This window comes from Paenibacillus solani, assembly GCF_001277345.1.
Taxonomy (GTDB): Bacteria; Bacillota; Bacilli; order Paenibacillales; family Paenibacillaceae; genus Paenibacillus_AQ; species Paenibacillus_AQ solani.
Genome location: NZ_LIUT01000005.1, coordinates 36,457 through 57,141 on the forward strand (window position 1 = coordinate 36,457; position 20,685 = coordinate 57,141).

At 47.9% G+C, this 20,685-nt stretch carries 12 protein-coding genes; 9 read left to right on the plus strand and 3 right to left on the minus strand.

Translation table 11 applies throughout. The annotated features are described in order from the left end of the window. Positions 1-199 precede the first annotated feature (199 nt). Both AM231_RS20560 and AM231_RS20565 read left to right on the plus strand, forming a co-directional pair. Complete coding sequence (locus tag AM231_RS20560) at positions 200-1,312, plus strand: MFS transporter (RefSeq protein ID WP_106406116.1); 1,113 nt, start codon at positions 200-202, stop codon at positions 1,310-1,312. Positions 1,313-1,998: 686 nt separating this feature from the next. Then, on the plus strand, positions 1,999-3,096 hold the full coding sequence (locus tag AM231_RS20565) for a hypothetical protein (protein ID WP_131724789.1): 1,098 nt from the start codon (positions 1,999-2,001) through the stop codon (positions 3,094-3,096). 177 nt (positions 3,097-3,273) lie between these two features. Here the strand turns inward: AM231_RS20565 and AM231_RS20570 are convergent, their stop codons facing one another. Genes AM231_RS20570 through AM231_RS29235 form a run of 3 tightly spaced genes read right to left on the minus strand, consistent with a single transcriptional unit; the run spans position 3,274 to position 6,286 of the window. Then, on the minus strand, positions 3,274-5,190 hold the full coding sequence (locus AM231_RS20570; RefSeq protein WP_054404300.1) for a hypothetical protein: 1,917 nt from the start codon (positions 5,188-5,190) through the stop codon (positions 3,274-3,276). 15 nt (positions 5,191-5,205) lie between these two features. Then, positions 5,206-6,141 carry a hypothetical protein gene (locus tag AM231_RS20575; RefSeq protein ID WP_054404301.1) on the minus strand — a complete coding sequence of 312 codons (936 nt, stop codon included), beginning with the start codon at positions 6,139-6,141 and terminating at the stop codon, positions 5,206-5,208. Next, positions 6,134-6,286 (minus strand): hypothetical protein, encoded by a 153-nt coding sequence (locus AM231_RS29235; RefSeq protein WP_165593450.1) that lies wholly within the window; start codon positions 6,284-6,286, stop codon positions 6,134-6,136. Before AM231_RS29235 ends, AM231_RS20575 begins: the two co-directional genes overlap by 8 nt. 335 nt (positions 6,287-6,621) lie before the next feature. On the opposite strand from AM231_RS29235, the gene AM231_RS20580 reads away from it, so the two are divergent. From AM231_RS20580 to AM231_RS20610, 7 genes are all read left to right on the plus strand, one after another. Continuing rightward, positions 6,622-8,406, plus strand: a complete 1,785-nt coding sequence (locus tag AM231_RS20580) for a vWA domain-containing protein (protein ID WP_054404302.1) — start codon at positions 6,622-6,624, stop codon at positions 8,404-8,406. A gap of 26 nt (positions 8,407-8,432) precedes the next feature. Next, positions 8,433-11,822 (plus strand): tubulin-like doman-containing protein, encoded by a 3,390-nt coding sequence (locus AM231_RS20585; RefSeq protein ID WP_054404303.1) that lies wholly within the window; start codon positions 8,433-8,435, stop codon positions 11,820-11,822. Positions 11,823-11,825: 3 nt separating this feature from the next. Beyond that, a complete protein-coding gene (locus AM231_RS20590) occupies positions 11,826-14,222 on the plus strand; it encodes a hypothetical protein (protein WP_054404304.1) in 2,397 nt (798 codons plus the stop codon). Positions 14,223-14,259: 37 nt separating this feature from the next. Then, positions 14,260-15,525, plus strand: a complete 1,266-nt coding sequence (locus AM231_RS20595; RefSeq protein ID WP_054404305.1) for a vWA domain-containing protein — start codon at positions 14,260-14,262, stop codon at positions 15,523-15,525. A gap of 17 nt (positions 15,526-15,542) precedes the next feature. Beyond that, complete coding sequence (locus AM231_RS20600) at positions 15,543-16,190, plus strand: hypothetical protein (protein WP_054404306.1); 648 nt, start codon at positions 15,543-15,545, stop codon at positions 16,188-16,190. 80 nt (positions 16,191-16,270) lie between these two features. After that, on the plus strand, positions 16,271-17,533 hold the full coding sequence (locus tag AM231_RS20605) for a hypothetical protein (RefSeq protein ID WP_053491361.1): 1,263 nt from the start codon (positions 16,271-16,273) through the stop codon (positions 17,531-17,533). Further along, the gene (locus tag AM231_RS20610; protein WP_054404307.1) at positions 17,530-20,601 is read left to right on the plus strand and encodes a GAP1-N2 domain-containing protein; all 3,072 of its coding nucleotides are present in this window, start codon (positions 17,530-17,532) and stop codon (positions 20,599-20,601) included. The genes AM231_RS20605 and AM231_RS20610 overlap by 4 nt, the downstream gene beginning before the upstream one ends. Positions 20,602-20,685: the final 84 nt, after the last annotated feature.

The following is a 20,685-nucleotide window of genomic DNA, read 5'->3' on the forward strand; positions in this document are numbered from 1 at the left end:
CTTTATTAATTCTATACTAATTGATCCAGAATTCATTGACAAGCAAACTTCGTTAATTTAATATATGGAATGATTGATCCATAATTCATTTCAGCTAAAGGAGGAGACTCGATTGTCTCAATATCCATCAATTACGAGTGCGGCAGAACCGGCTAACATTCCTGCCAAGCTTCCCTGGCTTGCGCTGCTCGCGCTCGCGATGACAGGATTCATCTGTATTCTTACCGAAACCATTCCAGCCGGCTTGCTACCGTTAATCGGAGAAGGGCTTCACATAACAAAAGCGATGGCAGGGCAGCTCGTCACCCTATATGCGATAGGCTCGCTCGTGGCAGCCATTCCGTTCGCCATGTTTACCGGCGGGGTTCGGCGGCGTCCACTGCTGCTTGCCATTATTGCGGGTTTCCTGGTATTCAACACCATTACCGCTTTGTCGGCCAGCTATGCCTTGACGTTAGTTGCTCGATTTTTGGCTGGTGTGGCCGCCGGAGCGGCTTGGGGAATGATCGCTGGTTACGCGCGCCGTATGGTACCAGGTGTCTTAAAAGGACGCGCCTTGGCGGTTGCAATGGTAGGAACGCCGCTTGCTCTAACCTTCGGCGTACCAATCGGTACCTTACTCGGGGACCTGATCGGCTGGCGTGCCGTATTCGGGGTCATGTCTCTTCTTGCTCTTTTTTTAATCGGTTGGGTGCTGTGGAAAGTGCCGGATTATCCCGGGCAACCTGCCAATAAAAGAATGACCGTAGGGCAGGTGTTTGTTATGCCTGGCATGCGCCCAATTCTCATGGTTGTGCTCACTTGGATGTTGGCACACAATATTTTATATACCTATATAGCTCCGTTTCTCGAGCCTTCTGGACTCGGAGGACGAGTTGATCTAGTCTTGCTGGTATTTGGCTTAGCTGCCCTTGTTTCCATCTGGGTCGTTGGCCTGCTCATCGACCGCATGCTGCGCCTGCTGGTATTGATCAGCCTGCTCGGATTTGCACTTGCGTCCGTTGCCCTATGGATAGGCGGCGCATCCGCACCGATTGTCTATGCGGCCGTGACGTTATGGGGATTTACCTTCGGCGGCGCAGCCACGTTGCTGCAAACTGCGCAAGCTGTTGCAAGCGGTGAAGAAGGCCTAGATATCGCAATGCCCATCAATACCACAGTATGGAATTTGGCCATTGCTGGCGGAGGTATCGTAGGTGGTACTTTGCTGGAGCTCGTGGGTGTACAATCGTTTCCAGGAGTGCTATTGATTCTGCTGATTGTAGCATTGATTATCGCGTGGAGTGCGAAGAGACACGGTTTCTCCCGATAATAGAACATGATGAATTACAAGCGAAGCCTACGAATTCAGGTGAATTAAAAGTTTTGTAGATTAGGTTCAATGCTCCCGATGTTAATAAGAAAGCGTAAAACAGATCATATTATGAGGTTAACCAGCTTGATCTGGTTGACCTCATTTGTGTTACAAAAACACTAGCATTTTTTGATAAAATACGGAATATTATTATATGTGCGAATCAGACTGAGGAATTAAAAAAATTGAATTTTTATCAAATATAAAGTATTATTTTAAGAGTTATTTACTAACTTCTCAGTATCTCGAATCCGAACTTATATAACTCTTATTCCACAATTACTGCAAGCGAAATGCTAATATTTTGTGAAATTATACCTCTATAAATTGTCCCTTTGACTCAATTGAAGAGCGATAGCTTCCAAATAGTAGCAAGTAGCATCCCCCCCTTAGAATTGAAATTTTCCCATGTCACTGGATCGATTCATAAAGAGCTCCACAATACCATTTGGCATAACTCTGCATATGTCAGAATTTTGTGTTGGTGTATGAAGAAATCCTTTCGGAGTTTTAATTAAATGTGAGCGCATACATGAATTTTTAAGGATGGCGAATAAGTCCACAATGGATGAAGTTGTCATTTTTGTTCAAAGACACTCCATAATAAAACGCTGGGTCTGCGCCAGCGATAAGGAGGACAAATCTTGATGGATATAACTGTTGATTCAAATGATTATTTTAAAATGAATGGACGACCAGATGATCTATGGAGATATTTAGACTGTTATCAGCTCTCTCTTTATTTTGCGCTTAAAGATCGAATGCAGTTGGAAGCAGAACCTTATGCGATTTTTTTAGAAAATCCCTCTTTCTATGTAGATATTGATGAGAATAATCAAATGCTAAAGGACATCATAATCCGGTTTCCTTGGAACCCGAGAACCCATCATATTTTTGATGTTGAAATGTATTCAAATCTCGGGAATAAACTATTTAATAATTTCGCTTTGGAGTTAAGCAAAGGACATTTAGTACCTTTCAGTACTTTCCCAAAAAGGGTTCCATTTTATAAAAACTTTGTTTCTGTTGAAAGTGAATTTAATATTTCAGAACACTATGAAGTATTTGATCATATTTTTATGGCAATTAAAATTGAAAACAATAAATTAATTTATATAGAAAACCCTTCGCTACTCAATAAAAGCCATGTTCCTTATAACGGAAATAGAAATTTTGGAATTATTGATCTAGCTGAAGTCGAACCTGCTTTTAGCTGCTATCTTAAGTATTTCAAGATTACGATCGACACCAATAAAATTAGCCTTTTCACCGAAGTGGATTATTTACTTGATTTCTGTAAGCAAACACTCGCTTTCAGTGATTCACAGTCGCAGAGTAACGAAAATAGTATACATCATCCAAATATTAAAGGACTCAAGAAACTAATCGAACTCCTGAAAAATGAAATGATCAATTTAGAAGGTAAAGCTCATTTTTATAACTGTAATTATTGTGAATTACTCGAATGGAGACTATCCATTATACAGCAGAAATCTTATATATTTCTTCAGTATTTGAAACAAAACCAATTTGAAATACAAGGCATAAACCATTTATTGTCTTCGTTAGAACATGCAAATAAGATGTGGTTTGCTTTAATAACTATGTTGCGGTTAACGATATCTAGAGGGAATTACCAAGAAAACACGATCATTGACCATTTAAACAATGTGATTAACGCAGAAGTTACTCTGTTGGAAGATATAAGGAACTTAGTTGAAAAATACGAGACAAAGAAATAGGTGAAGTATAGTGGCTTTATAAATAAGGTATCATCATTGCTCACCAAATCTGCTGGTTCAGAGTTATAGAGAGCCGTAATTCTGTATATTTAGCTAATGGAATTTATAAAAAGGCTTCGCTCCTGATGATAGGAGCGAAGCCTTTGTCATTATTAGAACATAGAAAGAGTCTGCCTTTTACTCAATCATATACACATAAACCTGAGGAACGCGTAAAACCTGAGGAGCTCTATAGTTATTACTATTCCCGCTGTTGTCCTGCTCGTCACCCTGTGGATTGGTTTCCTCGGTAGCGGGGGAGCCGTCAAGGTCTTCTGTCTGATCGAGATCCGTTGTGTCCTCCTCTACCTGGTTGGTCTCCGGTTCCATAGGGTCTGGAGCAGCTGGAGTTTGGCTTCCTGGTATCTCTACTTCCTGGTAGTCGTTTTCGAACGTTCCGATCAGGGTCACGCTCCCCTCAGGGAAAGCCATGACTCCATTTAAGATAACATAGTGGCCGCCACGCTCCGCAAGGGCTTGGCCATAGCCGCCTTTCAGGATATTGACAGTGAACCGTACTTTCTCATTCGGGTACTGCTCGATATTGGGAATATTGATGTCAGTATAATTGAGCTTATACCCTGTGAATCCGTATTGATCGCCTTGGCGTTCGAAGATGGCCATCTCCTCTGGGCTCGCTCCTTCCAGATTGATGACCAGCAAGGATTTATCCGGCTGCACTTGATAGCCCTCGGCTGTGAACCCGAAGAGCTTTGTCAGATTAGAGTTTCGAACTTCATAGGCTGAATACAATATCAGGCCCCCAGTATCACCTTCTAACAGGATGACCGGATTGTTCTGTGTGCTTAGCGATTCTTCTATAGAAACTTTTTGGATCGAGATTTCGGATGGAAAGTCACGGTTTTGGAATACCTTTACGGTTTCGTCATCGTTCATGACTGCGAAATACAGGGTATTTGCCTCAGCGACTCCAATGGCATAAGCCAATCCTCCAAAACGGTTCCCGCCTCCGCTAACAAAACTGAAGTTTCCGTCCATACCCGCCATATGGAACAGGCGAACTGGATCGTGAATGGTCCAGGCCAGATGGGCAGCCTGCAATTTATTCGTCATATCCTCGTATCCGGACAGTACCTCATAGAGAGCTACAGCATCTTCGTAATTATCCGCTTTTAGCATTGAATCAGCGGAGGCGATCCATTGTTTAATCTGCTGCTGAATATACTTCAGTATATCGGTGTTCTCCCGCTTGCTGCGGCTCAAATAGTCTTTGTAACCTAAGGCATGGGATATAAAATCGGCCGGCCGGTCACGCTCTGCGTCCTTCTGCAGCATGATGTGTACAAGTCCATCTGTTTTGTCCTTCAACCAGGCAGCGGACAGTGAGCGGCTGGCATATTCGGAACTCATGGCATGTGACCAATTTAGCAGCTCGGTATACTGACCGCCACCTGCCAAACGAGTCATAACCGACTCATCGTATCGTTGAAACAGGCTAAGCAGCTTCTCATTCTTCTGTTCTTCGCCGCCGTAGAAGGAGTCCGGAATCTTAAGCAGATTCCATTTAAAACTGTTGTCGTCATATTGCTGTTTATCAAGATGCTCGTCGGCCTCACCCGTAAGTTGGCCGATGAATTGCAGAAATATCCGTTTCACATCATCAGGGATGCCATAATATGCAGCAATTTCATCATAGTATGAAGCGTAAGGGCCTTGATTCCCTGCCATCGTTGATTCTGTATCCAGCAGCTCGGCATATACATTCATGAAGCCGGAGAAATCGCCTGCTTCTCCCACCTCGTTCAATCGATAATCCAAAGTAGAGAGAATCTGCTTCATGGAAGTAATAGGTTCAAGTTCTTGCAGTCTTGCAGCAAGTAGATCTTCTTTATATAGGAGAGATCGGTTATTCCGCGCCTTTTGAAATGCATCTTCTGCCTGGATCAGTCTCTTCTCTGCATACCAACGTTCAGCTTGATCTATCATCTCGATTTTCTGATAGATATGAATTCCCTTATATCCGATCAGCAGCAGAAGGACTATACATATAAAAAAATACAAATTACGCAGGGTTAGCGTGTTTTTCATCGTCATATCGGTGTAGCCCCTCTAATCCCATTTTTGAAAATCAGGGTCCGAGCGGTATTGTTCATTGTAAATAGCAGATACCCGGTCCCGCAGGCCGTTCCACGATAAACCGGGATTGCGGCGAACGATTTGATACAAGCGGAGGAAGCGAGCCTTCGGTAATCCATCCGCATAGCGGCTAATAAAATCAGGAAATCTATCGATATAATTTTTCTTCCGTACCGCTGCTCCGGCGGCGTCAATCATAATCTGCGATCCTTGCTTCATATGCAAAATTTCCGCCTCATGCGTGAGCAGGTAGCTGATAGCTTTGCTATTAATCAATTCGCGCTTGAGCTTGGCAATCTCCCCGATATAGGCGGCCAAATCAGGGTTGAACTCATCCAGCAGCAGAGGTTCCAGCTCCAGCTCCATATCTTTTCGCAGACTGAAGCCTTGAAGAAGGACGATTTGTTGTAAACGGATCGAGTCATTCTTGACGAGCGAGGCAATCTCCCGGACGATTTCATAGCCTAGCTGAGCATCCTCCTGCATGGCGGCAGAGGCCGTCGATTGGTTAAGATCAAGTCCATGAACAATCTTTTCCTTGTGAGTTCGCAGCAGCTTATTGAGGGCGTGCAGAGTCTCGGAATGCAGCATTCTACGCTGGACCATCAATAAGAGAACGAGCAGAACAGCCATACATGCAAAGGAAATTACGATCTGCCAGAAAGTCTGGCCAACAAGTACGGCAGAAAGCCCTATAATATAGAAAAGAAGCCGGTCGCTCTGCATGGATCGCTTGGCCATTTTCTCTGCCTGTTCCATAACCGGAACGAGAGCATGACGTTTACAGTACGCGCAGCTATCTTCCCATAGGATCGTAAAATTGTGGCAATGTTTGCAAACTCTTAACTTTTGGTAGTTGTATCTCGTTTTATGATAGGGGCGAAGTTGTACCGGCTTTTTTTTATCCATGCTGTTCCCTCTGTGTGTTGGCTATTTCAAGTAATGTCTGATGCAGCTGCTCTGGTGTTGGAGCATTCTTCTTACGTTTGAAATAGGCCGAAATTTTGATGATGACAAAAAGAAACAAAATCCCGAGACATCCGTATGTAATCATGTATATATTCCTTTCCTATATTGTAATGTGTACAAATCAATAGACAACAGTCAGGGTGACTTTAGTCAGGGAATACGACTGCTTATGTTGAACTTTGGCAGTTATAATTATATCATATTGACATAACGCTGGGAGATTTTAGTGACGCCTATGGTATTTTTTGTGGGATTCCACCGAGGTTATGTAAGTTCTGATGATGGCTTTAAGTTCTTCTTAATATTTTCTTAAGACTTATGGCCTATAGTTAGATTATTTAAATGAGAGTAGCGGGAGAAGCGACAAACAAAATGCTGGCATCCCCTGATGCTTAACTACATAAATGAAGGAGTAATTCGATGCTACGTACAAATAAATGGCTGCTTTGTTTAATGGTGACAGCGCTATTGATCTTAACCTGGGGCGGAGGCAGCTTGCCTAAGGCAATGGCTGCCCCGCAAGGCTCCAGCATTGATGCTGTACTGGTGATGGATGCCAGTAACTCGATGAAAAATAGTGACCCGGAGAGGATTAGCGGCGAGGCGATGAAAATGTTCATCGACATGCTGGCCACGACTGGTGACAAGGTAGGCATCGTATCATATACCGATAAGATTCAGCGAGAGAAGGCACTGCTAGAAATTCAGTCAGAGGCGGACAAAACCGCATTGAAGGAGTTTATCGATCAACTGGATCGCGGCCCGTACACCGACATTTCCGTAGGTCTCGATGAAGCGGTGAAGGTGCTCCAGCAGGGAGCGGACCCGGCTCATGCACCCATGATTGTGGTGCTGGCTGACGGTAACAATGATCTGCCGAAGGCAGGGAAGTCGAGTCAAGAAGCGACAGATGATTTAAACCAGGCCGTTCAGGAGGCCAAAGGGAGCGGCATTCCGATTTATACGATTGGGCTCAATGCCGACGGGAAGTTGAACAAGGAAACATTGGCGGACTTGGCCGACCAAACGGGGGGCAAGTCTTTCATTACCAGTTCAGCCGATGATCTTCCACAAATATTAAGTGAGATTTTTGCCAGCCATCAGCAGCTGAAGATTGTACCGGTTCAATCGATTACCGGTAACGGCAGCTACCAGGAAGTCGTTATTCATGTGCCTAACGCTAATGTGCTGGAGGCGAACGTTTCGATTATGTCCTCAAGCCCCGTGGACCTTAAGCTGATGGATCCTGCCGGCGCTGAGCAGAGCATCATTCCCTCGGCCAATGTCCTGCGATCCACCTCTAATTCCTATTCGCTGCTGAAGCTGCTGAAGCCGCAGCAGGGTGACTGGAAGCTGCAGGTGAAGGGCGTATCCAAGGACAAAATCGACATTAACCTTGTGTTCAACTATGATTTGGAGCTGACGATGGATCCGCCGTCATCTTCCGTAAAGGCAGGAGATACCATCGATATTAAGGCATATCTCGTCAGCAATGGACAGAAGCTGCAGGATCAGGAATTATACGGCAATATGACCGCGAAGCTGCTGGTTAAGGATCTGGATACTGGGGATGAGTCAGAGGTCGAGCTTGAGAATAAAGGAGGCAGCTTTGAAGGAGAATTTAAGATTCCTCAGAAGCACGACTACGAGCTGAAGGTACGGGCGGAGGAGCAGAGCTTCTATCGCGAGAGTGCGCCAGTGAAAGTCAGTGCCAAGGCGGCAGCCTCAGGCTCCGGGAACGGTGGAAATGCATTGTCCCCAGGCGAGGATGCGAAACCTTTTCCATTATGGCCCGTAATCATAGGCATCGCTGCGCTGCTCATAGTTGGAGTGGCTGCTTATTTCATACTTCGTGCGATCAAGCAAGCGAATAAAGGCTTTGTCGGTCAGATTGTGATTGAGATTAGGGATGAGAATACCGGCGAGAAGACCTCTCCGCAATATAAGAAGCTGACTTCGTTCAAAGGGAAGTTCAATCTGCATCAGCTTCTGCAGCTTGCCCCGGAACTGACAGAAACGGAGAAAATTCTGTTCTTGCCGGGCAAGAATGACCGCATTATACTCAAGAACCAATCTTCTGCCATAGTAGAGAAGTCCGGACGGGCTCAGGATGCAACGAATGGGATGGAGCTGAAGAGTGGAGATCGGCTCAGAGTATCTCTTCAGCAGGCGGACAAAACGATACTGTTTGAATATTTGGTTTAATACCATGACTTATCAGGAGGGAAGCTATGAAACCGGTAGTTAGAGAACATATACAACAGCTTGACGTTTCACTCGGAGGCGGGATTGTCAGTGAGAAGATTCGAGTGGACACCATTGACAATCCGATCCTTATTATCGGACTTGGAGGTACGGGAATCGATGCGCTTCTGCGCTTGAAATATCAGATTAACCGCCGCTTCAAGCTGCCGGAAGATCCATTGTCCAAGAAAAGAATGGACAAACCGAATAACGTAGAATTTCTCGCTTTTGAGACCAATGAACAGGATAAGAACAAACGCTATAAGGGCATCGGGCTTGATCCGATCAATGAATTCGTGCTTCTATCCAATGCCGAGATCGGAGGCTTGCTTCAGAACCGCAGCATCCTGGAGCCGTACATCACGGATTGGCTGTCGCCCGAGCTGAGCATTACGGACGGTATGAACGGGGCGGCAGGCGTGCGCCAAGCAGGCCGCCTGCTTCTGTTCACGAAGATTACCCAAGTCGTTCAAGCCATGGATAAGAAGATTAAGACATTGTCGGTCGGTACGAATAAGAAGCTGATGGTTTTCCTGCTGACGGGATTATCTGGCGGAACAGGCAGCGGCTGCTTCTTGGACATTGCCTATATCGTTCGCGGTATTATTGAACGGGATCATGGCTCTGCCGGTATCGACCGCGTGAACACGCTTGGCTATCTGTTTACACCGGATATTAATTTGGCGAACAAAAGCTTGAGTGAGCATACACGAGAATACATCAAGAAGAACGGTTACGCTGCCCTTAAAGAGCTCGATTACTGGATGAACGTGGATTCCAGGGGTGAGCGGTTCAAGCAGCAATACGGCAATATATTGACCGTAAACTCACCGCTTCCTCCGTTTAATCTGTGCCATCTAATCTCGGCGACGAACACGGAAGGCAAGCTGCTGGAAAATGCTTATGATTACTGCATGAACGTTACCGCAGAGAATATCACGAACTTCATGGCCAGCGAGGAAAAGCAGTCTGGGGAAGAATTCGCGATCCATGACTATATCAGCAACATTCGGACGAATATCGCGCAGATGAATAAGGCGTATCCTGCGAACTATGACTACAACATTATCGGTGCTTCCTCGGCTGTGCTGCCGATCGAAGAGATGACAACTTATCTGGCATACCGTGTATTCGGCAAAATGCAAACCATGTTTGAGAAAGCGCCAAGCCAGGAGGATGTTGAGAAATTTGCAAGTAAGCTGGGCATTGATCTGGACTCGATGACGAAGAATTTCGAATCCCGCGTACCGGAGCCGCTGCCTGGATACCAGAACAGTGAACGACTCAGCTACGCGAACGTTGTAAAGAATCAGGTCATTAATATGGACACGGAATTGGAGCAGAACTTCCTGGCGAGGGCCCGAGAGGAATACATCAAAGCGAAGAAGCAGCTTCCCGGTGAAATCGTAGGTCAATTCAGCGAGCAAATTCGCCGGATGTTCCTGCATCCACAGCAAGGACCATTCTACGTATCTCGTCTGATTTATACGGAGAAGGGCTTCAGCCTGCTGAAGATGCTGTTGTCTTATATCGAAACGCTGCGCGAGAACCTGACTCGCATCCCTCGTGACATTGAATCGGCGAGAGAACAGGCAATCGAACGACTGGGCGATGCGAAGAGTGCTTTTGTCTCGAAAGACAAGAAGAAGAATATCTATATTGAAGCCAAAATCAATGAATATTGGTTAGAGGCGGACGTAGAACGCACAGAGCAGATGATTGAGTTCTATGAAGATCTGTACGATCTGCTGAACCAGGAGAATAACCGGATTTATAGTGTATACACAGAAATTCTGAACGCCCTGAATTCGATTTTCGCCAAGAACGGGGATATTCTCGTCAACGGTGAAGAACAGCAGGATCATAAAGGGAACAAGACGTATTACTGGAATCTGGTTAGTGTGCCTGATATATCCGATGTCATCAATAAATTGATGGATCAAAAGGATGTGGACGATCTTATCCGCGATTTCTCACAGGAGCTGCTGAACCATGCGAACCGCTGGATTCGCGAACAGGAAATTGATATCGTCAGATCCATTTCGGAGTTTCTTACCGATAAATTCGGCGATTTGATTACCCGCTCCATGGAAGATTTCCTGATCATGAAATTCGGGCAGGAGGACACCATTGAGAAATTCGTCGAACGCAACATTGCCAGCAAGCTTGATGATGAAGCTGTGCCGGTATTCCATCTGAGCAATAGCGCAGGCAATTTATATTTCCCTTCCTGGGGCTTTGTGTCCGTGCCTGTACAGGCGCCAAGCATTCTGAAGGGGATTCGCAACTATCAGAACAATTCGGTCGGGAAGTCACACTTTACCGTGAAGGAGAGCGAAGTGAAGAACCGGATCTTCTGGTTAAATACGAAGAACGGCGTGCCGTTGTTTGTCTATACACCGCTCAAGGTTTATGAGGAGAGCTATGAACGCACGATCCTGGACAAGGAGGGCGTAGGGCGTCACTTGGTGCAGACAGACCGGAATAACTGGACGTATCTGCCATCGCCGATTCCGGAGAAGTCTTGGGGAGACACCTATATCAATCCTCGGGTTCAAGATTATAACGCCCGGGTTCGCGCCGAGTTTAACCAGGCGCTTGAGATGAAAGTCATCACGGAGAAGGATGCTGACCAGAATACAAGCAGCCGCTATGCGGTCGTATTTACGAAGCCGTTTGATCTGAGCGAACTGCTCCGGGCATATGATCTGCAGCTGGACACCCCTAAGCCTAATCTTGGCGAAGTCAAGCGGGCTTGGAGCGAGCTGAAGCGACTGATGAACGAGGGCTTGGAGCCGGTCGGTTCCAAGGATATTTTCAACAGCATCAACGAAGAGATGGCCAAGGATAATTTGATCCGTTCGCCTGAAATGATCCGCAGCGTGCGGGAAGAGCTGAAGAAGTATGCTTCCATCGCTGCCAAAATCTCTGAATTCGAACTTTTGATCAGCAACAATCAGAATGAGGAGAAATGGCTCGACCAATTTATAGAAGCATTGTACACCGGAACGATTACGAAGAAGGGTGCGCTCTTCGTCTATGATCGCGATCCGGAAGAGGACTCCTGGGAGCCGTTCGCCAATCTGCTGAAGAGTGTGAATGATGTGGAATACGAAGTGTATAAGCATTTCCGTCAGCTGGATGAGAAAAGCCGCAGCACGCTCCTTCGTAAATCTTCCCGCCGTGATCAGGAGCTGACAGCTTCCGAGGATATTGCGCCGCTGCTGTCCAAGCTGGATGAATTGGCTGAACGTTTCCTGGAGGCACGCGACCGCTTGGAATATGAGAAAGTGGAGCTTGCCGATGGGGAAGAGCGTTATCAGTTCTACAGACAGATATCATCGAAACTAAATGAGATTCGAAGAAGGTTGAAATAGACAATGAGGGAAATTCTTCGCGAGTATGCTGCCGGCTATGCCAAGTCGGAGGAGCAGCTTACACGGATGGGGGATGATCAGAGCGTCATCCATTATCCAGAGGTATATTTGTTCATTGGGGATAAGACGGCGACGGCGATTGAACCAATCATGGAAATTCATGACCGTAAATGGGAGAACAGCGCAAGTGTCATCTACTTTCATGTGGGAATGGAACAGGGAGGCAGACATGCATCCGAAAGCACCCAAGCCTCTAAGGCCTCTGCTCGTCTGCACCAATACCGTTTGCCATGGCCGGAAACGGGCGGCACAGCATCCAAATCGATGCGCAAAGAGCTGCACCGGAATTTCTATCAAGATTTGCATCTTCTGTCTGAGTTGAACCAAGCAATTCGGAGGCTAAGTCATCAGATCTCGGACTATGGACGCAGCTATTCGTCGTTTGATCGAATTCATCTGTCTATCATTACACGGGTCGATGACCCGTGTAATGTGTTCATCCCGGAAATTTCGCTGTTGGCGGAGTCCATCTTTCAGCAGTCGTTCAAATCTGTACAAATGGATTTGTACGCGCTTATTAATGAAGGAGAGCAGATTGACTCCTTTGGTCATGCAAGCTCGCTGGGCGTTGCTTTCTTGCGGGAGCTGGAGCTGATGCAGAGCCGAACGTACAGTTTCTCCGCACCGCTTCAAGTAACCGAGGATGGGCTGACAATCCCGGTCGCCCACCCACCATCACCGCTCTTTGACCTCGTCTATGTACTGTCCGACAAGAATGAACGCGGCATTACCGGGTATGCCGGGATGCAGGATATCTATGATATCATCTGCCATGTGGGTTTACTTAAGAACCGGAAGCAAAAGGAAGAAACCTATGATGGTATCAGAGGGATATACAATAATACTTCGTTCAAAAGCAATATCATGACCGAGTCCGGTCGCCAAGGCTTTGTCTCCGCTGGGTTTGCCAGGGTAAAACGGCCTAACGAGCCGATTGCACTGACGGTCCTGTATCACTTGTATCGAGGACTCCTTCGGCGAATGAAGAGCGGGGCGGAATCAGGGATTCATGAATGTCTGTCGTACTTCGATCTTGATCCTGAAGCCGTAGCGGCAAGAGTGGATCGGATGCTGCCAGGCGCTGAGCATCTGGAGGGGCTGAAGGGGATGATGTCACATCCCGTCAGTTATGCCGGGCTGAAGCAGATGAATATTCGCGAGGCGGAAGCGGCGCTGTTCGGTGAGGGCTGCCGACAGTTTTTTCATAGCAATTACGAACAAGAAATCCAGAAGAGGCTGGGAGAGATGGAGGCCTCTGAAGAGCTTCATGTGGCGATTATGCGTGCTATGAACGGCCATCGGCAAATAGGCTGCTACCAAATTGTGGAGTGGACGGCCGATAATGCGGGTACAGGAATTTTGCTTGAAGCGGTTCGTTCCCGAATCCGTGATCTCCGCAGTCTTCTGAAGGCGGAGCAGGATGAACTGGACCGTTATTATGAAGAGAGTGTAGAAAGCCAGCCGTTTAAGAGACTTCTTTTTCGTGATAAGCAGAACGTACGACAATTCATTCGTTACTTTGTAGGCGTGGTCTATCAGCGCAGATATGAGCTGCTTCGGCTTCAAACGGAGCTTGCTTTGTACAGACAGTATGAGTCGGGGCTTGAGCAGATTCATAATCACTATAAGCAGCAGGTGAACAGACTGGATCAGCTAGAATTGGAGCTGCTGGAAACGGCAAAGTCCAGCATACGTACTGCGGACGATTATATCGGCCAGAATCTTATGGAGTATTATGGACTGGTCACTGAAGAGCTGATGCAAGAACTGGAGAGCAAGCGCGGTCAAGGTATTTTCTTCGAGGAGCGGTATGTCGGCAATCTTTCCATTCTTACCGATGCAGGGACGGAGCCGATCCTCGCGAATTTGATCCGGGTCTGCGAAAGAGATCTATTGACAGCAGAGCCGTTCGTGCAGACGTTTGAGGAAGAGCTGCTGCGGCGGGCGAATGTAACGATTGACTATCACAATAAACAGGTGCTGGCCAAGGAGGATCTGTTTAAGGTGCTGTACCGTATGCTTGACGAACATTCGGTTCCTTTGGTCAGGCTGCTAGACTACACACAGGAGCATCGGTACGAGGAGAAATACTTCTTTGGCGATGCCGATAGTGAATTCGTCCGCTATGCAATCAGAGCCGATGAAGCCTTGCGTGTATACAAGCTGGGTATCGTGCATGAGAAGCGCTCGAGCGGGGTCGAGAAGCTGAACCTGATGGGGGGCTTCCACCTGGAGGATCTGATGTATTACCGGAATGGCAGAACCTACTACGAGACCTATACGGCAAATGGTTATGAGTTTCATGGAATAGAACCGGCCATGCTTCCGGAGCTGCGCTAGTGTTCTTCGATTCTGATACAGAGAGTAGGGGTATATTGTGCAACGAAAAATAAACCCTCTCCTGCTGCTGTTTAGTCTAGTCGGTGGGGGAATTGGATTTGTCATTGGGGAATTTCTGCTCCGCCAGTGGGGGACAGGTCTCCCGGTCATCGTGGTAACGGGGATCTATTTCGGGGTTCTGGCTTTGTGTATTGGCCTGGCTTGTTTAGTGGCCGAGTTGATCTCTCCCCGTTTGAATGGAAACTCATGGAGACAGCGATACACAGGCACCTCATGGAAGCTGCTGATTCCATCTACATTGGTCGCCCTGTTCTTGCTTGGCATGCTGTTTGAATGGGTGTACCAATTGAATCCAGGCAGCACCAAGCCGGTGAAGGACATTGTGCTGGTCATTGATAATTCGGGGAGCATGATAGAAACGGATCCCGACCAGGACCGTTTTACAGCTGCTAAGAATCTCATCAACCGTATGGATAAGGATAACCGTGTAGCTGTGATGGTATTCGATCATGCCACCACATTGCTGCAGCCTTTTACGCCTGTTAAGGATCAGGCAGCGAAGGATGAGGTTGTCGCCAAAATCAACAGCCTGGCCACAACGGATGGCGGTACGGATATTAGTCTCGCGCTTGAAGATACCATGTCGCATATTCGTGAAAGCCATGCTGCCGACCGCAGCGCCATGGTCATTATGTTATCGGACGGTTTTAGTGAAACCGATCATGAGCGCGTGCTTGCCGACTACAAACAGCAGCAAATTGCGGTAAATACGATAGGCCTCAGCCTTGTATATACGGAAGGAGCCCAGCTGCTGCAGACCATTGCAGACGAAACGGGCGGACAATACTATGACGTACAGAATGCGACGGACCTGTCTTTTGTGTTTCAGAAGATCTATAACGATGTCGGGGACCGGACATTGCTGACGAAGCGTACGGGCGCTATGGAAGATAGCGTGTATTATCAACTTGGAAGAATCGCGGCCATGTTATTAATCGGTGTTGCCATGGGCCTCGCCCTCGGACTCATATTTGATAACCGTCATCTTGCGCTTAGCTTTAGCGTAGGCGGTGCGGTAGCCGGTTTGCTGGCAGGCGTTATTTTGGAATATGGCCTTTCCGGTGGAGAGGTAAAGGATGCGGTAGTTCGTCTGTTTGCCTGCTTCATTCTCGCGGGGGTTATAGCCTTATTCACGTTGGTAATACCTGTTAAGGAGAACAACAAGTTAACTCGAGGAGCGGAGCGTCCGGGCCGAACGGGACGAGGACAACGGTCGAATGATTCAACAAGCCGAGGATTTTAAAGCAGGGAGCGTTCAATATGCGTTTTAAAAATGCAGAGCCCGGAGAATGGGTCATTCAAGGACTTAGCTATCAATTAGACGAAGAGTACTGTACCCTCCGTTGGAACTGGCCGCCTGAGCTTCAGGCGGTGTACATTCATCGCATGCTGGATGACGGATTCCATTCACTGGCAGGCAGCCCGCACTTGGAGCCAGGCAACCTGCGTTTGTATACCCGCGATGAGTATAAGGCAAATAACGGGTATCGGGACCGGCTGGATGGAATTGGCCAAATTACGTATACGGTATATGCCTTGTCTTCGGACAGCGAAGAGATGACGTTAATTACGCAGCCTGACGCAGCTAATCGCATTCAGTTCAGCACGGGTAAAGCCCTGCTGGTGTACTCCATTCGCGAAAAAAGCCGATGGCTGCAGCCCTATAAGACGATTGAAATTCAGGTGACTGCTGAAGTGCCTGTACCAAAGGAAGTTTTATGCTACGTGAAGAAGACAGGGGCTTTCCCGCTCAATAAAGAAGACGGAATCTTATATCCGTTCGTTACCGATTTTGTGGCGGGGCGTAATGTTCTGCCTGCGATTGAAGTTGGTAAAAACGATTATATCCGTTTGTTTTTTACCGACGGGAAGAAGTACGGGCAACTGTACAAGCTGGTCTATAAATAAGAGATCATCATAGGAAGAAGCAGTAATCATGCTGAACGCACCAGAGGAGTAATTCATGGGTTCAGAGGGAGGTACAGACGATGGGTATTTTTGACATATTCAAGAAGAAACCGGAGCCGGAGCCAAGGCCGCTATTTTATGATATCGTATGCCCTTACTGTTTCAGTAAGTTTGCTCCGAAAGAGGTGGTCTTCCGGGCTGCCCACGACCGTGAGGACGACGAGGATTATGCGCTTGGGGAAGACGAAGAGCTGAATCGTTACCGTGAACGCTTCGGACTGGATTCGGTTTATGATATGGAAGCGATCCTCCGTCCAAGCGATATACCGGAGGAAAAGCATATCTATTCGGATCATGTACTGGTTGGATTGAACGACCGTTATGGTGTCGTCACGCGCAGACGGTTGTGCCCGAAGTGCCATAATGAGCTTCCGGTAACGGCCGGGAAGGTGCCGAGCAACATCATCTCGATCATCGGTGCTTCGCAGGTGGGCAAGTCGGTGTATATGACTTCGCTGATTCATACGCTGCAGCATACGACTGCGGATCATTTTGATGCGGCCTGCATGCCGCTGAATGCCGAGATCAGTCGTAAGTTCCGAACAGGTTACGAAGAGCCGTTGTTCGAGCGCGGGGATTTGCTGGCGTCTACGCAGAAAGAGAAGATGCAGGAGCCGTTCATTTTCCAATTCGTGTTCAAGGATGAGACCAAGCCGCCGTTAACGCTTGTCTTTTTTGACGTAGCAGGTGAAGGCATGGTAGACGAGGATTATTTGGGTCTCCATGGTCAGCATATCAAGAATTCCGCAGGCATTCTGTTTATGGTGGACCCGCTTCAAATCCGCTCCATCCGGGAGAAGATCCGCCTGAAATTCGGAGATCGGCCCGGGGAATGGGTATCCCAGTATGATGAGCCGCGGGATGTCGTGCTGACAATGTTCGGCGATTTCATCGCTTATGAGGATAAGGGAAAAACGGATATTCCGACGGCTGTCGTCTTAACCAAGAGTGATATGCTTCACGCGCTTAAGGATGAGGACGGCGAATATGTGAAGCTGAACAGCAATATTTTTAACAATGTGGTCCACCGCAAGTATTTGAATATGACCGAATTTGAGAATATTAACGGCGAAATCAGCCGGTTTATTGAGAAGGTCGACCGACCGTTCAAAGGCACGATGGATGTGTATTTCTCGGATACTGCGTACTTTGCCGTATCGGCACTTGGCAGCAACCCGGTCGATCAGAAGCTGCAGAGCGTTGTAAGCCCGATTCGCGTGGATGAGCCGTTTATTTGGCTTCTGTATAAGCTGAAGTATATTCAGGGGAGGGAAGAATCGTGACGGATTTCCCATCCCGAACCATCCAGCAGCAGATGTACACGCGGGAGCGGCGGGGCATATTCCGCTCGGCGGAAGGCTTTGATACGGTGGCCCGTTCGTCCGGCCTGGATGCCGCCTTTATCAAAAAAGTGCTGCATCCCTTTTGCCAGTACGAAGCGCCCGCTGAGTTAACCGCACGCAGTGAGAAGGAAGCGGGAGCATATCCTCCTGCCCTGCATCTGTTCCATACGGAAACAGGGGAGACGGTGCTGGGACGAAGTGTATTTCAGCCAGCAGATTTCACCGGACTTCGAAGTGCCTTCTTTACGCATCATTATGTGATTCCGGATGGTTTCCATGATAATGAGCATTCCGCTTATCAGACCTGGCTGCAGGCTTCCTTTGCCGATCATTATGATATCGAAGAGGGCATGGATTTACCGCAGCTTCAAGCCCTTCCGGTACAAGCCGATTCACAGGCGGCGGTATCAAACCAGGCTGCGCCGGCTTTGCTGCAGGAACTGGGGATCGATGAGAAGGTATTTAAGCAGCTGGTGTATGCATGCATTTCTGCTGCGGCAGGGAAGAAAAAGGTATACATTGTGCTGGATGTCCCGGTGGAACAGTTGTCCGCGAAGGCGGAGCAACTGCTCTTTGTGTTGTTTGGCCGCTTGCCCTATGCGCTGCGCCGAGTGCTTGGTTTTGTCACTTATGCCAAGGAGCCTCAGAGCAAGAAGGGGCTGCACGTCATGTTTGTGGAGAAGGGCGGTTTACGCCTGGGCGATCGCAGCATTGAGAAGGATTACTTGTTCGAACTGGCGGCGGGTAGAGTCATCAACGTGGATCTGAAAAAGTCCGAGCAGCCGTATCTTAATTTTGCGTGGGATACTCTCCTGGACCCGGAACGCTCGGAACGCTTTTATGCCTTTGCGGAGCAGATGCTTGCGGATATGGAGCCTTCACTTAGGATCTCGCTGGATAGCTATGATGACTTATGTGTGCTGTTTGAGATCGAGGAAGGCAGAGTGGACCTATACCGTGAGCATAAGCATGCGGTGCTGCGAGCCTTGCTGCTCTATTTGAAGCCGGTAGGCGCCTTGAATGCAAAAAGAAGGCTGGATCAGTTATTCCATATCCTTTTTGCCCAGGAATTTGAGCTTGTCAAAGGCGGGCATGTACCGGATGCAGCGATTGCTGGATATGTTCGTGATTATCACGACATCAACCCCCGGGAGCATAATGACGGGATTGTGGAGTTTTTTATCCGCTCATTAAATAATGCCTTATCGAAGCAGCGTCAGGATGTGACCCAAGCGATTTATGAATTGCTGGAGGAAAGTCCGGCTCTAAGCCGAGCCTTCTATGCCAGGGTGCTGACCAGCCCAGGGCTGCCAGCTCTGCTGTTCGATCCCTATATGAAAAAGAGCATGCAGCAAACGGCAACCCCTACGGATCTGATCGATCTGATCAGCTTGTGGGTTCGGAATCATCCACTCCTGCTGGAGCAGGAGAACTATGTCCGGCTGGCGGAAGCACAGCTCGTGGATAAACTCCATCATGACTCAGAACCGGTAAGTGCGGTAAATGCCGTACTGGACCAACTGGATTCTTTGGAGCATCATCCAAAGCAGGGAATTGGTCGTTATTCGGGCGGAACTGCGTTTGCGGACCGTTTAATCTACGCGGCTAATCTCTTTCTCTTGCGCGAATTAGAACCTGAACAATTAAGCCGCAAGCAGCTGCTGGACATTGGGTTTCTGCGGATGCCGAAGGAGTTCCAGGCGTGGGTGGAGCGCTTTGATTCCCGAATTCGCTCAAAGGCTGCTGTCATGCTTGCGCTCTACCAGTGGTGCTCTCCAGGAGAGGATAGGGTGGAGGAAGTCTTGGCTGATCTCTCAGCCGAGGAGCGGGAACGAACCCAGCATATTATGCGGAAGTGGCTGCAACAGGATGTGGTGTCATCCAATTTTAAGGACATCACATTAGCCTTCTGTACCGAGATTCAGTCCGGTGCGGTAGATTATCGTGGGCTGCTCCTTTATTTGCATAAGCATGGCAAAAGCCCGGAAGTGGTATACCAATACATCGAGTGGTCTGTCAAGCAGCCGCTTTTCTCTAAAGCACGGGGGCTTGTGCCGGCCTATGCAAATGCGATTGTCCAATATTTTAAAACATATGACCGCGAGGCCTTCAAGAATAAAGAGTACGTGAAAACCTATTTCAGTTCTCCTTCACCTGCTCTTAAGCCGGTATATACGAAGGTTAGGGCTGAGTTGGCTTCGCCGTTCGTGCGTTTCATGCGGCGGAATTCCCGGCTCGTGCAAATAGTTTCGGCTTTGCTTGTGATTGTCATGGCCGGCGGCATCTATTTTATGGTCCAAGATGGGAAGACACCTGCGGATGGCGAGGCCGATCCGAATACGGATGGGACACCTCCCGTTAATTCACAACCTGCCTCACCGGTTACCGATCCTGAGCAGCCAATCCTGACTGCGAAGACAGTGAAGGGAGAAGGCGAGGAAGCTGATAAGACCGAGTTGATATTCCATTTTAAACAGCCAGCGGCTTGCCAGGAATTCAAAGTGGACAAGCTTCAGATTATAGGCAAGGATGAAAGCAATTTGTATGATTCGACGACAGGCTCAGAATTATCAAAGGAATGTGCCCAGGAAACGGCTGACGAAACAAATGCCGATCCTGCAGAGACAAACCCTGACTCTCCGGAGACAAAGCTTGACACAGAGCAACAAGCGGATAAGTCCACTGGGAACACCGAAAAAGATAGTGAGGCTGGCTCCGATGATGCTGTTGAGGGTGGGTTAAAAGCAAAAGATACTCCTTCTTCAACAGGGGCGGGCACAGGCTCTTCTGATACCACTGAGAACGAAGATGTTCTATCTTCGGGCAGCGTAGATGATGTTCAGGAAAACCAGTCTTACACAAGTCAGGTTGTCTTGAAGCTGGATAAGGTGCTCGACTTGTCATTAGTCGAAAAGGTTGTTGCAGATGGCATCACGTATACGTTGGCTGACGAAAGCTCGCTTTCAGAAGAACAAGCTCCGAAGAGCACGGCTGATGAAGGAGAATAAATATATGCACGGCAAGAGCAGACGGTAGATCCGTCTGCTCTTTTTTTGATTACCCTGCGGCATAAAGCACGTCAAGATTTACAA

Bases quoted from the DNA above. Each gene is read 5' to 3' on its own strand.
- AM231_RS20560 (WP_106406116.1), top strand. From the start codon at position 200: ATGACAGGATTCATCTGTATTCTTACCGAAACCATTCCAGCCGGCTTG.
- AM231_RS20570 (WP_054404300.1), bottom strand. From the start codon at position 5,190: ATGACGATGAAAAACACGCTAACCCTGCGTAATTTGTATTTTTTTATA.
- AM231_RS20575 (WP_054404301.1), bottom strand. From the start codon at position 6,141: ATGGATAAAAAAAAGCCGGTACAACTTCGCCCCTATCATAAAACGAGA.
- AM231_RS29235 (WP_165593450.1), bottom strand. From the start codon at position 6,286: ATGATTACATACGGATGTCTCGGGATTTTGTTTCTTTTTGTCATCATC.
- AM231_RS20580 (WP_054404302.1), top strand. From the start codon at position 6,622: ATGCTACGTACAAATAAATGGCTGCTTTGTTTAATGGTGACAGCGCTA.
- AM231_RS20585 (WP_054404303.1), top strand. From the start codon at position 8,433: ATGAAACCGGTAGTTAGAGAACATATACAACAGCTTGACGTTTCACTC.
- AM231_RS20590 (WP_054404304.1), top strand. From the start codon at position 11,826: ATGAGGGAAATTCTTCGCGAGTATGCTGCCGGCTATGCCAAGTCGGAG.
- AM231_RS20600 (WP_054404306.1), top strand. From the start codon at position 15,543: ATGCGTTTTAAAAATGCAGAGCCCGGAGAATGGGTCATTCAAGGACTT.
- AM231_RS20605 (WP_053491361.1), top strand. From the start codon at position 16,271: ATGGGTATTTTTGACATATTCAAGAAGAAACCGGAGCCGGAGCCAAGG.